Origin of the sequence: Phenylobacterium aquaticum (assembly GCF_947378715.1) — a bacterium.
In the GTDB taxonomy this organism is placed as follows: domain Bacteria; phylum Pseudomonadota; class Alphaproteobacteria; order Caulobacterales; family Caulobacteraceae; genus Phenylobacterium; species Phenylobacterium aquaticum_A.
In genome coordinates this window covers 1-13746 of record NZ_CANCLE010000109.1, presented here as the reverse complement: position 1 = coordinate 13746, position 13746 = coordinate 1, and the positions used below count along the sequence as shown (strand labels likewise).

At 68.5% G+C, this 13746-nt stretch carries 13 protein-coding genes; 9 read left to right on the top strand and 4 right to left on the bottom strand.

Annotated features, from left to right (window positions below; translation table 11 throughout):
• The 4 genes from Q7P21_RS14120 to Q7P21_RS14105 all read left to right on the top strand — a co-directional run.
• Positions 1–1146, top strand: a 1146-nt coding sequence (locus Q7P21_RS14120) for a lipopolysaccharide biosynthesis protein (protein WP_304177569.1), incomplete at its 5' end; no start/stop codon positions are given.
• The gene (locus Q7P21_RS14115; protein WP_304177568.1) at positions 1143–2075 is read left to right on the top strand and encodes a glycosyltransferase family 2 protein; all 933 of its coding nucleotides are present in this window, start codon (positions 1143–1145) and stop codon (positions 2073–2075) included. The genes Q7P21_RS14120 and Q7P21_RS14115, both read left to right, overlap by 4 nt.
• Positions 2072–2854 carry a polysaccharide deacetylase family protein gene (locus Q7P21_RS14110; protein WP_304177567.1) on the top strand — a complete coding sequence of 261 codons (783 nt, stop codon included), beginning with the start codon at positions 2072–2074 and terminating at the stop codon, positions 2852–2854. Before Q7P21_RS14115 ends, Q7P21_RS14110 begins: the two co-directional genes overlap by 4 nt.
• A complete protein-coding gene (locus tag Q7P21_RS14105; protein ID WP_304169344.1) occupies positions 2851–3906 on the top strand; it encodes a sterol desaturase family protein in 1056 nt (351 codons plus the stop codon). Before Q7P21_RS14110 ends, Q7P21_RS14105 begins: the two co-directional genes overlap by 4 nt.
• Here the strand turns inward: Q7P21_RS14105 and Q7P21_RS14100 are convergent.
• From Q7P21_RS14100 to Q7P21_RS14090, 3 genes are all read right to left on the bottom strand, one after another.
• The gene (locus tag Q7P21_RS14100) at positions 3869–5134 is read right to left on the bottom strand and encodes an O-antigen ligase (protein WP_304169341.1); all 1266 of its coding nucleotides are present in this window, start codon (positions 5132–5134) and stop codon (positions 3869–3871) included. The genes Q7P21_RS14105 and Q7P21_RS14100 overlap by 38 nt on opposite strands.
• Positions 5131–5832, bottom strand: a complete 702-nt coding sequence (locus Q7P21_RS14095) for a sugar kinase (protein ID WP_304169339.1) — start codon at positions 5830–5832, stop codon at positions 5131–5133. The genes Q7P21_RS14100 and Q7P21_RS14095 overlap by 4 nt, the downstream gene beginning before the upstream one ends.
• A 91-nt stretch (positions 5833–5923) precedes the next feature.
• Positions 5924–7426, bottom strand: a complete 1503-nt coding sequence (locus Q7P21_RS14090) for a GumC family protein (RefSeq protein WP_304169337.1) — start codon at positions 7424–7426, stop codon at positions 5924–5926.
• 87 nt (positions 7427–7513) lie between these two features.
• On the opposite strand from Q7P21_RS14090, the gene Q7P21_RS14085 reads away from it, so the two are divergent.
• Entirely contained in the window at positions 7514–8326 is an 813-nt protein-coding gene (locus Q7P21_RS14085) for a polysaccharide biosynthesis/export family protein (protein ID WP_304169334.1), read from the top strand.
• Between the two features lie 59 nt (positions 8327–8385).
• Here Q7P21_RS14085 and Q7P21_RS14080 read toward each other — a convergent pair whose 3' ends face one another.
• Positions 8386–8652 carry a sel1 repeat family protein gene (locus tag Q7P21_RS14080; protein WP_242562733.1) on the bottom strand — a complete coding sequence of 89 codons (267 nt, stop codon included), beginning with the start codon at positions 8650–8652 and terminating at the stop codon, positions 8386–8388.
• Between the two features lie 400 nt (positions 8653–9052).
• On the opposite strand from Q7P21_RS14080, the gene Q7P21_RS14075 reads away from it, so the two are divergent.
• From Q7P21_RS14075 to Q7P21_RS14060, 4 genes are all read left to right on the top strand, one after another.
• Entirely contained in the window at positions 9053–9511 is a 459-nt protein-coding gene (locus tag Q7P21_RS14075; RefSeq protein WP_304169332.1) for an RcnB family protein, read from the top strand.
• 140 nt (positions 9512–9651) lie between these two features.
• Entirely contained in the window at positions 9652–10140 is a 489-nt protein-coding gene (locus tag Q7P21_RS14070; RefSeq protein WP_304169329.1) for an RcnB family protein, read from the top strand.
• 151 nt (positions 10141–10291) lie between these two features.
• Positions 10292–12364, top strand: coding sequence for a S9 family peptidase (locus tag Q7P21_RS14065; protein WP_304177565.1), 2073 nt, complete (start codon positions 10292–10294; stop codon positions 12362–12364).
• 81 nt (positions 12365–12445) lie between these two features.
• The gene (locus Q7P21_RS14060) at positions 12446–13537 is read left to right on the top strand and encodes an alpha/beta fold hydrolase (RefSeq protein ID WP_304177563.1); all 1092 of its coding nucleotides are present in this window, start codon (positions 12446–12448) and stop codon (positions 13535–13537) included.
• The last annotated feature ends 209 nt before the right edge of the window (positions 13538–13746 follow it).

Genomic DNA, 13746 nt, shown 5'->3' with positions numbered 1-13746 from the left:
CTGTGGCCGCTGCACCCCGGCCTGAAATACGCCGTCCTGGCCGGGATCGCCGCCATCGCGCCCCGCACCCTGGTCAAGCTCGCCCAGGAACGTCGCCGCGCGGCGGGCGAGGTGCGGGCCTCGGCCCTGCTGGACATGGGCCAGACGCTGGGTGGCTTCGCGATCGGCGCCGGCCTGGCCCTCGCGGGACTTGGCGGCGCCGCGCCCTTGATCGGCGCCGGTCTTGCGGCCATGGCCTGCCTGCCCTTCGTGCTGCCGACCGATGGCCGCCTGGCGGTCAGCGGACGCCTGGGCCTGGCGCGGGTGCGCGCGCACGCCGCCTATGGCCTGCCGGTGGCCCTGTCCCTGATCCTGGCCCTGGTGCTGGCCACCACCGACCGCTTCCTGCTGGCCCGCTTCCTCGATGAGGCGGCGGTGGGCGTCTATCACGCCGGCTACAGCCTCGCGAACCGCACCCTGGACGTGGTGTTCATCTGGCTGGGCGCGGCCGGCGGCCCGGCCCTGGTCATGGCCCTGGAGCGCGGCGGTCGCGACGCCCTCAAGACCGCGGCCCAGGAACAGGCCCAGCTGATGGTGCTGCTGACCCTGCCGGCCGCCGTGGGCCTGGCGATGGTCGCCGGCCCCCTGGCGCAACTGATGATCGGCCCGGCGCTGAGCGTCGGCGCCGCTCATGTCACCCCCTGGATCGCGCTCAGCGGCCTGTTGGGCGGCCTGACCACCTACTATTTCCATCAGGCCTTCACCCTGTCGCGGCGCACACCACTGCTGCTGGTCGCCATGACCGTGCCGGCCCTGGCCAATGTGGCGCTGAACCTGGTCCTGATCCCGCGCTTCGGCCTGGACGGCGCCCTGTGGGCGACGCCGGCCAGCTACGCCCTGGGCCTTGCCGCCTCGGCCCTGCTGGGCGGCCGCAGCCTCGCCTTGCCGATCCCCTGGCGCACCGTGGGCCAGGCGGCGGGCGCGAGCCTGGCCATGGCCCTGGCGGTCAGCCGCGTTCCCGCCCTGGGCGGCCTGCCGGAACTGGCTCTCAAGGCCGGCCTCGGCGCGCTGGTCTATGGCCTGATCATCGCCCTCCTCGACGCGGGGGCCCTGCGCAGCCGGGGCCACGCGACCCTCAGCGCGCGACTGGCCCGGAGCGCGGCATGACCGAGATCCTGTTCGACAACGCCCGCTGGGGCCAGGACGCGCCGGTCCTGTCGATCCTCACCCCGTTCAAGGGCGACGACCCCACGCCGCTGTTGGCCGCCCTCGGTCGCGAGCCTCTCGCTCGACCTGGACAGGCCGAGTTGCTGGTGCTCGACGACGGCTCCGGCGACCCCGCCCTGGCCGCCCGGGTCGAGGCCGCCGTCGCGGACCTGTCCCTGCCCGCCCGCTTCATCCGCCTCGACGCCAACGAGGGTCGCTCCAAGGGCCGCAACCGCCTGGTCCGTCACGCCCGGGGCCAGTGGCTGCTGTTCCTGGACAGCGACATGCTGCCCGACCGCCCGGACTTCATCGCCACCTGGCTGGATCTGATCGCCAAGGACCAGCCCGCCGTGGCCTTTGGCGGCTTTTCCCTCGACCAGGCGCCGGCCAACCCCGACAACGCCCTGCACCGCGCCATCGCCGACGGCAGCGATTGCCAGCCCGCCGCCGTGCGCGCCCGGATGCCGGAAAAGATCTTCACGTCCAACCTGCTGGTCCGGCGCGACGTGTTCGCGGCGGAGACCTTCGATGAGGCCTTCACCGGCTGGGGCTGGGAAGATGTCGAATGGGGCATGCGGGTCGCCGCCCGCTGGCCGATCCTCCATGTCGACAACACCGCCACCCATCTGGGCCTCGACACCGCCGAGACCCTGACCGCCAAATACGAGCAATCGATCGGCAACTTCCTGAAGATCACCGCGCGCCACCCCGACCTGATGGCCCGCTATGGCAGCCTGAAGATCGCCAAGCTGCTGCGCCGGGCGCCGCTGCTGCAGCGCTTCAAGCCCCTGCTCAAGGCCTATGTCCTGGCCCGGACGCCCCCGGTCAGGAGCCGCGCCTTCGCCCTGCGGCTCTACCGCGCCGCCCTCTATGCCGAGGCCATGGCATGACCGGATACGAAGGCGCCTATTCGGCGGATCGCTCCCTGGCCGGCAAGCTGCGCCGGCGGCTGGTGCGGCTGGCGCACAAGCGCCCCCTGGCCGTCGCGCCCCAGGCGCCCATGGTGTCCTTCACCTTCGACGACGCCCCCCTGTCCTCCACCATCGCCGGCGCCGCCCTGCTGGAAACCCGGGGCCTGGCCGACACCTATTATGTCTCGGCCGGCCTGGCCGGACAGGCCGCGCCCATGGGGCCCTGCGCCGAACCCATCGACTATCAACGCCTGGCCCGCGCCGGCCACGAGATCGCCTGCCACACCTATTCCCACCTGGACTGCGGCCGCGCCAAGCCGGCGGCGGCCTGGGACGACACCGCCCACAACGCCCGCGCCCTGGCCGACTGGGGTCTCTTCGAGGTCGAGAACTTCGCCTACCCCTATGGCGAGGTGGCCGGCGGCCCGAAGCAGGCCCTGGCCAGGCGCTACGCGACCCTGCGCGCCCTGCACCATGGGGTGATCACCCAGGGGACCGATCTGAACCAGCTGCCGGCCGTCGGCATTGAGGGCGCGGACGGCGAGGCCGTGGCCCGGCGCTGGCTGGCGGAGGCCAAGGCCCGCAAGGCCTGGCTGATCCTCTACACCCACGATGTCCGCCCAGATCCCTCCCCCTGGGGCTGCGCGCCCGACGTGCTGGCCCGGCTGATCGACCAGGCGACCCATGACGGTTTCCAGGTGGTGACCGTGCGCGAGGCCATGCGCCGGCTGTTGGCGCCGGTGAGCGCCGCCGCATGACACGCGCCGCGAACCCGCGCCTGGGCTGGGATCGGGTTGCGATCCTGCTGGGCTTCATCGTCTATGCCGCCCTGCTGGCCGGCGCCTGGTGGGGCCTGTCACCCCGCCTGCCGGATCGACTGACCGTTCAACTGCTTGGCCACGATATCTCAGTCGGAAATGTCCGTGACCGCGTCCTCAGCGCCGGGATGCTGATGCTGGCGATCCTGCCCTTCGCGCTTTGGCTGGAGTGGCTGGTGGTCGGCTGGGCGCGCAGCTCGACGCGGCGAATGCTGTTCGCCCGGACCCGATCGATCAAGACCGACCTGGCCCTGCTGGTCCTGGCCCAGGGACAGGTTCTCGACCTGCTCGGGCGGCTGATGATGCTCGGGGCCTCGATGATCTCCGGGGGATGGATCCGCGACTGGCTCAGCGCCAACACCGGCTTCACGGTCGATCCCACCGGCCTGCCGATCCCGCTGCAGGTGGTGATCTATTTCTACGTCTACACCTTCTTCGACTACTGGACCCACCGGCTGGATCACAGCCGCTGGTTCTGGCCGCTGCACCGCTATCACCACTCGGCCGAGGATTTCTGTGTCGCCACCTCGGCGCGCCAGCATCCCGCCGCCTTCACAGTGATCTTCATGATCAATGTCCCGCTGGCGATCCTGGGCGCCCCGCCGGCGGTGATGCTCTATGTGAACGTGGTCGCCACCACCGTCGGCTTCCTGATCCATTCCCAGCTGACCTCGGACTGGGGCTGGGTCGGTCGCTGGATCATCCAGTCGCCCCTGCACCACCGCGCGCACCACAAGCTCGACATGAGCGAGCCCACCGGCCACTTCGCCATGGCGCCGGTCTGGGACCATCTGTTCGGGACCTGGCGGGGCGCCGCCGATCCGGCCCTGGCGATCGGCGTCGACACGCCCTATCGCCACGGCTTCTGGGTGGCCCCCGATCTGCTGCGCGACTATTGGCACTTCCTGACCGGCCGCCACGCCCGGGCCCTGGCGCGTCAGAGCCCGCCCGCGCCTATGTCCTTACGTCCCGATCCGGCCAGCACAGCTTGATCGACAGGGCGACGAAGATCACCCAGCGGAAGTCGTTATAGGTCACCGCCACGCTCTCGGTCAGCGAGGTCAGGGCGTAGATGACCAGATAGGGCAGGGCCAGATAGGCGCCCGGGGTGCGGAACGCCGCCACCACGGCCATCAGCATGGTCTGCAGAAAATAGAACCCCCAGGCGGCCAGGCCGAAGACGCCGAGGCCTAGCCACTGCTCGATCCAGGAATTGTGTGAGTGGTGGGGGCGCCAGTGCGCCTCCTTGACGATCTTGGCCAGCGGGGCCCAGCGATCCTCGTCATCCCAGACGGCGGCGTAGCCATAGCCGGTCCAGGGGCGCAGCTCGATCTGGCGCATGGCCGCCGTCCAGACCTCGGTCCGCCCGGTCAGGGTCGCATCCTTGCCGAGCGCATGGAACAGGATGTCGGAGGCGAACAGGGCGACGCTGGCCACCATGCCGATCCCCAGCACCGCCAGCCAGACGGTCGCCACCCCGATCGCGGGGCTGCGCCGCACCAGGGCCACGAAGATCAGGGTTCCGAAGCCCATGACCAGGGCCACCAGTGAGGTCTTCGAGGTCGAGAGCAGCACCAGCAGCAGGCACAGGGCCGCGAAGCTCCACCACAGCCGCGCCCGATGCGGATTGAGCATGGCGGTCCCGGCCAGCAGGGCGAAGCCCAGCGCCATGATCCCGCCCAGGATGTTCTTCTCTGGCCAGACGCCGCGCCATGCGCCCGGGAACAGCTCGTGCATGATGCCGATGGAGGGCATGACGATGGGCGTCACGAAGGCGATCACGGCCAGGGTGGCGAAGGCGGTGGCCAGCACCTCGGCCAGCTCCGCCCAGCGATAGCGGGCGCCCAACACGATGCCGCCGAGCGTCGTGGCGTAGATGGCCACAGTCCGCCGGATGGTCTGGTCCGGCGACACCGACCAGGCGATCGAGGCGGCGACGATCAGCATCAGCAGGATGAGGAAGGGCTGGCGCAGGGTCGCCCAGATGGCGCTGGCCGGGGTCAGGACCGCCAGGAACAGGGCCATGCCATAGGCGGGGAAGAACAGGGCGCGGACCAGGCCGTCCGCCGCCGCGTCCTCGTTGTCGCCGAGCAGCGGAAACACCCAGGCCTGGCTGAAGATCAGCACGATGCCCACCGCGCAGGCGAAGACCAGCAGGCGGAAGGCGGTGACATGGTCCGCCGGCGCCGGCGGGGTCATGGCCCAGGTCTGCTGGGTCACGGATTGAAGGCCTTGAGGAACCGTGGCTGCTCGACCGTCACCCGGTTGACGAACAGGCCCGCCACATGGCCGCCGGCCCCGGTGATGGCGTCGCGCAGTTGGGCGGGGGCGCGGACATCGGCCTCGTCGGCGGCCACCACCATCACCGTCTGGTCCATGAAGGAGGCGGTGGTCAGCGCGGCCTGGGAGCGGTCCGGCGAGGGCGCGTCGACCACAATCAGATCGGCGTATTTGCGCAAGGCCGTCCAATAGTCGCCGGTGGGCAGGATATGCACCGCCTGGCGGCCGCGCAGGGCCTCGCGCCGGAAGCGGGTGACCCACCAGCGAGCCTCGCCCACGCGGTGGGCGGCAAGATAGCGGGCGTCGGGAAAGGGCTGGCCGTCCGGTGTCCGCGCCTGGGGCTGGACGGTGAAGAACATCGAGCCGTCGGGGCTGGCCGCCGCCGCCTCGCCCAGCGCGCCATAGCGGTCGGCCTCGACCCGCAGGGCCTCATGCTGGGGCGATCCCAGCAGGTCCAGGTCCACGAGCCACACCGAGCGGCCGGCCCGACGGGCGGCGAAGAAGGCCAGTTCGCGGGCGACGGTGGAGGCGCCCTCCCCCCGGCGCGCGGACACCACCTGGACCACGCGCGCGCGGCCAGCCGCCGGCGCGCCAAGCGACGCCCAGAGCTCGGCCATCTCGGCGTTCAGGTCCACCATCTCTCGAATCGCCGCGCACATAAGGCGCTCAAGCTACTGCAATCTGCTCTCAGGCGAACCGGAGCCCTTCGCCACAGCGGTTGTAAAGCCACTACTGGATCTTAAAGGGCGCCGCGGCCAGGACCGGCAGGTCAAGGGTGCGCGCCGCTGACTGCGCCGTGGGCAGTCCTGGCCGCAGGAACATCCGCAGCAGGCCGGCGCAGACCGCCGTGAAGGCCGCGAACAGCAGGGCCAGCACCATCACCGGCTTCTTCAGGCTCTTGCCCTTGGAGGGCGCCGTGGCGCGGCTGACGATGCGGATATTGTCATTGCTGCCCGCCGCGATCTCCTGGGCCGCCCGGCTCTGCTCTTCCTTGACGGTGTAGTCGCGGACATTGGCCTGCAGCACGTCGCGGTCGAGGCTGAGCTCCTGGAACTGCGGCTCCAGTTCGGCCAGCTTCAGCCGGCGCTCGGTCAGCTGGTCGACCTGCTCGCCCAGGGCGGCGGTGGATTGCTTGAGGGCGGCGACTTCGGCGGTCAGCTGAATCTTCTCGGTCTGCAGGGTTTGGTAGACCGGATTGACCCCGATGCGCCGGGCGCCGTCGGAATGGGTGCGCCCCGCAGAGATGCCGGCTTCCAGCTGGGCGATCTGGGCGTCGAGCTCCAGCACCGGGCGGGCGTCATTGTGATAGCGCGACAACAGGTCCTCGCGCTGCACCTTCAGCTGGGCCAGTTTGTCCGACGCCGCGCTGGAGATGTCGCGATAGAGGCCGACTTCCTGGGACACCCCGTTCAGCTGGGATTCCAGCGCCGAGAGCCGGCCGATGCGATCGCGCAGCTGGGCCTCGGTCTGGTACTTCTGGGTCTCGATCTGAGCCTGGAGCTGGCCCAGCGAGGCCTTCTCGGCCACGAAGTCACCGATCCGGTTGTTGTTCAGGAAGTCCTCATAGGCCCGGTCGGCCTCGGCCAGCCGCGCCTCGAAGGCGGTGCGCTGCTGCTCCAGGGCCGGCGAGGTCGGGTCGGTCAGCACCGAGCGGCGATAGATCAAATATTCTTCCAAGAGCGTGTTCAGCACCAGGGCGGCGGTCTGCGGATCTTCGCTGCTGAAGCTGATGCGGATGATCGGCGTGCCGGGGGCCGTCTCGATCTTGGTGTTGGTCTCCAGGGCGTGGATCGCCTGGCCGATGATCAGCTTCTTCTCGGTGGGACCGCCAGCGGCGTACTTGGCGGCCAGCTGCGGATAGATCCGCGCCAGGCCCAGCCGGTCGATGACCTTCTGCTTCAGGGCGGCCGATCCTAGGATCTCGGTTTCCGACTGGATCAGTTGATCGGAGTCCGGCACGGCGCCGCGCGCCGCGTCCCCGGCCCGGGGCTCATAGACATATTCCTGGCCCAGCCGCACAAGAACGCTGGAATTGGCGCCATAGCTGGTCTTCATGGTCAGGGCCGCGCCCAGGCCCAGGACCGCGATGATCGCGAAGATGACAATCATCAACAGGCGCTCGCGCCACAGAAGGGTCGCGAAATCGGAGACAGCATATCGCGGTCGCGCGGCCCAATCGGTCCGCGGCGGCGTGTCGTGCGGCCTTAATGTCCAAGCGCCTGGCGCCGCCATACGAATCCGACCGTTCTAGCCCTTACTGCGCCACGGTCGCTGGGGAGCATTAATGTTCCATTACCCATTCTCCTTAACCTTTGCCCCATGAGCTCGGTTCCGAAGCACGCCCTGGTCCTGATCGCCGCCGCAGGCCTTGTCCTGAACGGTTGCGCGGCCCCGCGCCTGCCCAGGATCTCCCTGCCCCACGTCGCCATGCCGCACGTGGCCCTGCCCAATGTCGACCTGTTGGGATCGCGGGACGATCCGGCGCCCAAGCGCGATCGCAACGCCGATTTCGGGGATATTCCCTATGCGACCTGGAGCGACTACGAGCCGCCCTATCGCTTCTATCCGGGCGATGAGATCGAGATCGCCCTGCCTTCGGCCCCCGAACTGAACAAGACGGTGACGGTGCAGCCGGATGGCCGCATCTCCATGCCGCTGATTCCTGCGGTCATGGCCGCCGACCGCACGGTCGCCGAGTTGCAGGCCAATCTGTCGGACGCCTACGCCGCGCAATTGCTGCGGCCTTATGTGGATGTCACGCCCAAGGCCGCGCCGCTCAAGGTGTTCGTCGGCGGCGAGGTCGGCAATCCGGGAATCTATGACATGGCCGGGGACGGAGACGCCCTGCGCGCCGTCATCCAGGCGGGAGACTTCAAGACCTCGGCCAACCGCAAGCAGGTGATCATCCTGCGGCGCGGACCGGACGGGCGCGGCATGATGCGCACTATCGACCTGGCCAAGGGGCTGAAGAATCCAACGGCGGACCTGGCGCCTCTGCGCCGGTTCGACATCGTCTATGTGCCGCGGAGCGGCGTGGCCAATGCGGGCCTCTTCATCCAGCAATATTTCCGCGACCTGTCGCCGATTCAGTTCGGCTTCAGCTATGCGCTGGGGTCGCAGACCGGCAACTAGCCCGGACGCCCCCGCAAAGCCGCGGGCTGGCGCCTCGTTCAGAAGCGTATCGCCGGCGATCAGCCGTGGGCCAGCCACTCGCGCGCCTGGCGCTGGGCTTCGGCGACCTCGTCGGAGGCCATCTCCTGGCTCAGTTCCTTGCGGTAGACCTTGGCTTCCACCGAACCGCGCATGGCGGCGAGGTTGAACAGCATGTGGGCCGAGACATAGTCCAGCGGCGCGCCGCCCTGACCGGTCGAATACAGCAAGCCCATGCGGAACAGTTCGTCCCCGGTGGCGTCCGGCTTCGGCAGCGGCAGCCCTTCCGATTCCACGCTCGAGAGCATGATGTCGTTTCCTTTTCCTGGCCCCGAAACCCGTTCTGGGCAACGCTTCAGACCAGCTACGACCTCAGAGAAGTCTATAGGCGCTGAACATATAGTTAAACGCTGAGGACGCGATGTTAGGTCGCACTTACACGAAGAATTCACGTCCGTTACTCGGCGGAAATCTCCATCTCCGCGCGGTTAACGCCGAGGGGGGAAAAGCGCTACCGTGACAGGCGAGAGCGCCTGACAGGGCCCTCAGGATTGCGCTATTCCTCGGAATGCGCCCCCAGGCTGTACCCAGGTGGCGACGAGCGCGCTCCATGGGGACCCTATGAATCTGCAAAAATTTCTCGCGGCGACCGTTGCCGCTACAGCTTTCTTGGCCCTGACGGGGTCGGCTCAAGCCCAATCTGTCGATTTGCGGACCGGATACTACACCCCGCGTGAGGCCTATGGCGTCGATCCTTGCGCCTGTGGCGGAACCGCTCGCGAAGAACATTGGGAATATCACGAGCAGCAGGGTGGCGGCGGCCAATACGGCGCGCCGCCCCAGTATGCTCAGCCCCAGTATGCGCCGCCGCCGGCCTATGCCGGTCCGCAATACTACGCGCCCAATGCTGCTTACTATCCGCCGCCGCCGCAGGCGCCCGCGAACAACTACTATCCGAGCTACTATGACCAATACACGCCCGGTCAAAGCACCTGGCGGCCCGAAACCCTGCTGCCGCCGAACCTGCGCGGCTACCGCATCCCCGGATACATCAAGGGTCTGCCGCGGCCGAAGGACGGCTTCGCCTGGTACCACATCGGCAACGACTACGTGCTGGCCTCCACCGCGACCGGCGTGATCATCACCATCATGAACTTCCCGAACTGATCCTCGGGCGCGTCGCCGCCACGCGACGCGCCACGATCCGCATCCCCGCGAAGCTGACAGTTCCGTTCAGCCTGAGTTCAGGCTGGCGGCGCGAGCCTGTGCGTTCGAGGGGTGAAGGATTGTAATTTGAGGAGAGGCCGATGAAGCGCCTGATCTTGAGCCTGGCCGCCGCCGCCGCCGTGGCCGGCCCCATGGCGGCTGCCGCGAGCGCCGCGCATGCCGACCCGTGGGACCGCCACGAAAACCGATGGGATCGACACGACGACCGCCGAGATGATCGGCGGGACGACCGCCGGGACGATCGGCGCGATGATCGTCACGACAACCGATGGGATCACCGGGACGACCGCTGGGACTCCAACCGGCACAATGGCTATTACTACGACAACCGCTGGTCCTACGGCCCGCCGCCCCAGGCCTATTACGGCAATCCCTATTATCGCCCAGGCTATGCCGCCTGGCGTCGCGGCGGGGTCCTGCCGCCCACCTATCGCGGCTATGCGGTCGGCGACTACTACCGCTACCACCTGCGTCCGCCGCCGCGCGGCTATCAGTGGTACCGGGTCGGCAATGACTATCTGCTGGCCGCGATCGCCACAGGCCTGATCTTCGAGATCATCAACAACTGACGCCACGCAGCTTGAACGAGACATGGCCCCGAAGTCCCGCTTCGGGGCCTTTTCATGCGCGCTGATCGCGGTCTGGAGGTCGGTTCATGCGCGTGTTAACACCGCCGTCAAATCGGACGCTTCGCGCGCCAAAGCCTTCAGGAAACGCCCCATGGACCTTCGCCGCCTTCTGCTCGCCGCAGCCGCTGTCGCCGTTGTCGCCTCCCCCGCCGTAGCGGCGGAGGGCCGTGGCTTGACCGCCAAGGATCTCGCCACCCTCGACCGGGTCTCCGACATCCGCGCCTCCCCGGACGGCCGTTATGCGATCTACGATCTGCGCAGCACCGACTGGACCGCCGATCGCGGGGTCCACGCCCTGTGGATCGTCGACCTCGCGGCGAAAACCCCTGAGCCCCGTCGCCTGGCCATCTCCGAGGGTGGGATCGGCAGCGCGCGCTGGAGCCCCGACGGTCAGTCGATCTATTTCCTCTCGGGCCGTTCCGGCTCCGCCCAGGTCTGGCGCACAACGCCACAGGGCGCGACGGCGACGCAGGTGACTCAGCTGCCGCTGGACATCGGCGCCTTCCGCCTGTCGCCCGATGGCAAGACCCTGGTGGTCGGCCTGGCGGTCTATCCCGACTGCCCGACCCTGCAGTGCACGCTCGATCGCGCCGCCAAGCCCAAGACCCCGACCGGCCAGGTGTTCGACAAGCTGTTCGTCCGCCACTGGGACCAGTGGGCCGACGGGACCCGCAATCACCTGTTCGCCCTGGCGCTCGGTCCCGACGGCGTCGCGACCGGCGCGCCGGTGGAGATCACCCCCGGGCTCGACGCCGACATCCCGACCAAGCCCTTCGGCGGCGATGACGACTTCACCGTCACGCCGGACAACAAGTCCGTGGTGTTCTCCGCCCGGATCGCCGGGACCAGCGAGCCCTGGAGCACCAATTTCGACCTCTTCCAGGCGCCCCTCACCGGCGCGGCCAAGCCGGTCAACCTGACCGCCGACAACCTGGCCTGGGACGCCGCGCCCGCCTTTTCGCCGGACGGATCGAAGCTGGCCTGGCTGGCCATGAAGCGGCCGGGCTTCGAATCCGACCGCTTCGGGATCATGGTCCGCGACCTGAAATCCGGCGCCACCCGCGAGCTCGCTCCGCAATGGGACCGCTCGGCCGGCGGCCTGAAGTGGTCGGCGGACGGCAAGACCCTCTACGCCACCGCCGCCGATGTCGGCCAGACGCGGCTCTACGCCTTCGACGCCGCCAGGGGCGGGACGCCGGTCGCCCTGACCGGCCCGGGCCATGTCGGCGAGTACGACGTCTCCAAGACCGGCCTCGTCTATGACCGCGACGATCTGGCGGGGCCGGCCCAGGCCTACAGCCTGCCGCTCAAGGCCAAGGCCCCGATCCAGCTCACCCATGTGGACGCCGACAAGCTGGCCGGCGTCGCCATGGGCGAGGCCGAGCAATTCAGCTTCCCCGGCTGGAACGGCGAGACGGTCCACGGCTATGTGGTCAAGCCGGCCAACTATCAGCCGGGCAGGACCTATCCGGTCGCCTTCCTGATCCATGGCGGGCCGCAGGGCTCGTTCGGCAATCTCTTCCACTACCGTTGGAACGCCCAGACCTACGCCGGCCACGGCTATGCGGTGGTGATGATCGATTTCCACGGCTCCACCGGCTACGGCCAGGGCTTCACCGACGCCATCTCCCACCATTGGGGCGACCGGCCGCTCGAGGACCTGCAGAAGGGCTGGAGCGCGGCGCTGACCAAGTATCCCTTCCTGGACGGGGACCGCGCCTGCGCGCTGGGCGGCAGCTATGGCGGCTTCATGGTCAACTGGATCGCCGGGAACTGGAACGGCCCCTGGAAGTGCCTGGTCAATCACGACGGCATCTTCGACAACCGGATGATGGGCTATTCCACCGAGGAGCTGTGGTTCTCCGAGTGGGAGAACGGCGGAACCCCCTGGGCCAATCCGCAGGGCTATGAGCAGTTCAACCCGGTCAATCATGTGGCCCAGTGGACCAAGCCCGAGCTGGTGATCCACAGCCAGCGCGACTACCGCATCCCGGTCGAACAGGGCCTGGCCACCTTCGACGCCCTGCAGCGCAAGGGCGTGCCCAGCCAGCTGCTCTATTTCCCGAACGAGAACCACTGGGTGCTGAAGCCCCAGAACCTCGTCCAGTGGCACGACACCGTGTTCAGCTGGCTCGACACCTGGACGGCGGCGGCGGCGAAGTAGTCCGACCAGGACAATTCAACCGCCGCTTGACTCTCAATCTACAAATGTAATTTCATACCGCTAACCAGGGAGGTTGGCGGTATGGGTCGGTTGTTGAGGGCGCTCGGCGCCCTGGTGGCGGTGCTGGCGATCCTGACCGTTGGGGCCTTGGTCTATCGCGCCATCGCCCAGTATCGGCATGCCCAGGCTGTCGCTATCCGGACCCCGAACGGGATAGACGAGGCGGGATTCGTCGCGTTGGGCGGGATCGACCAATGGGTGACGATCCGGGGCGAGGACCTGCGCAATCCCGTCATCCTGATTGTCGGTGGCGTCGGCGCCGATGGTCCAGGGACGGTGCTCAGCCCCTTTGTGGACGCCTTCCGTCCCTGGGAACGCGATTTCACGGTCGTCCAGTGGGACCAGCAGGGCGCTGGCAAGACCTTCGCCCGAGCCGGCGGAAGGGTTCCTCCGGGCCTGGGCGTGGATCGTCTCGCCAGCGACGGACAGGCCCTGACCCGCCACCTGCGACGCCGACTGGGCAAATCGAAGATCATCCTCTTGGGGACTGGCTTCGGCTCGACGGTGGCCGTGCGCATGGCCATGGCCGACCCTGCAAGCTATGCAGCCTATGTCGGCGCCGGCCAGATCGTCAGCCCCCGTCGGGATCGCGAGCGCTTCGGCTACGATCGACTGCTGGCCCGGGCCACGGCCGCCGGCGATCAGGAGAGCCTCGCCGATCTGCGGGTCAGCGGCCCCTGGCCGTTCAGACCGCCGCGCGACCCCAAGAAGCTTGCCGCCTTCGTCAAGGTTGCGCGCCGATACCACGCGCCCAATCCGCCTCATCAGACCTGGGATGTCCTGACCGCCCCCCACTGGAGCCTGGCCGAGGCTCGCGCCATTCCGGTCGGCATGACCGCCAGTGAGGTCGCATTTGGCCGCGCCTGGGGCGAGGGCTTCGACTATGCGAGCCTGGGTCCCGAGCTCCAGATTCCGGTCTTCGTCATCCAGGGGGATGACAACACCGATGCGCCGATCCCTCAGGCCCAGGCCTGGCTGGCGCGCATCCACGCGCCGGCCAAGGAGGTGGTGGTCATCAAGGACGCGGGCAATCATGGTCTGCAGACCCATTCCCAGGCCTTTCTGGAGGCCCTACGCGTTCACGTCCTGCCGATCGCGCTCGCCACGCATTGAGCCGATTCCGACGGTGTTCGACGCTGGCTTGAGGCGCCGCGCGACGCCGGCTTGCCAGCCCCGCCTGTAGGGGCTCAAGATTTGGGTCCCATCCTTCCGCATGGCGGAGACCCGGCCCATGACCGTCCAGACCGACACCCTCGCCCTGGCCGCCGACCTGGCCCGCGACAACCCGGTCCGCTATCCGAACGAGAGCGCCGAATACCGCG

Coding starts and splice junctions, on each gene's coding strand:
- Q7P21_RS14115 (WP_304177568.1), top strand. CDS start 1,143: ATGACCGAGATCCTGTTCGACAACGCCCGCTGGGGCCAGGACGCGCCG.
- Q7P21_RS14110 (WP_304177567.1), top strand. CDS start 2,072: ATGACCGGATACGAAGGCGCCTATTCGGCGGATCGCTCCCTGGCCGGC.
- Q7P21_RS14105 (WP_304169344.1), top strand. CDS start 2,851: ATGACACGCGCCGCGAACCCGCGCCTGGGCTGGGATCGGGTTGCGATC.
- Q7P21_RS14095 (WP_304169339.1), bottom strand. CDS start 5,832: ATGGTGGACCTGAACGCCGAGATGGCCGAGCTCTGGGCGTCGCTTGGC.
- Q7P21_RS14090 (WP_304169337.1), bottom strand. CDS start 7,426: ATGGCGGCGCCAGGCGCTTGGACATTAAGGCCGCACGACACGCCGCCG.
- Q7P21_RS14085 (WP_304169334.1), top strand. CDS start 7,514: ATGAGCTCGGTTCCGAAGCACGCCCTGGTCCTGATCGCCGCCGCAGGC.
- Q7P21_RS14080 (WP_242562733.1), bottom strand. CDS start 8,652: ATGCTCTCGAGCGTGGAATCGGAAGGGCTGCCGCTGCCGAAGCCGGAC.
- Q7P21_RS14070 (WP_304169329.1), top strand. CDS start 9,652: ATGAAGCGCCTGATCTTGAGCCTGGCCGCCGCCGCCGCCGTGGCCGGC.
- Q7P21_RS14065 (WP_304177565.1), top strand. CDS start 10,292: ATGGACCTTCGCCGCCTTCTGCTCGCCGCAGCCGCTGTCGCCGTTGTC.
- Q7P21_RS14060 (WP_304177563.1), top strand. CDS start 12,446: ATGGGTCGGTTGTTGAGGGCGCTCGGCGCCCTGGTGGCGGTGCTGGCG.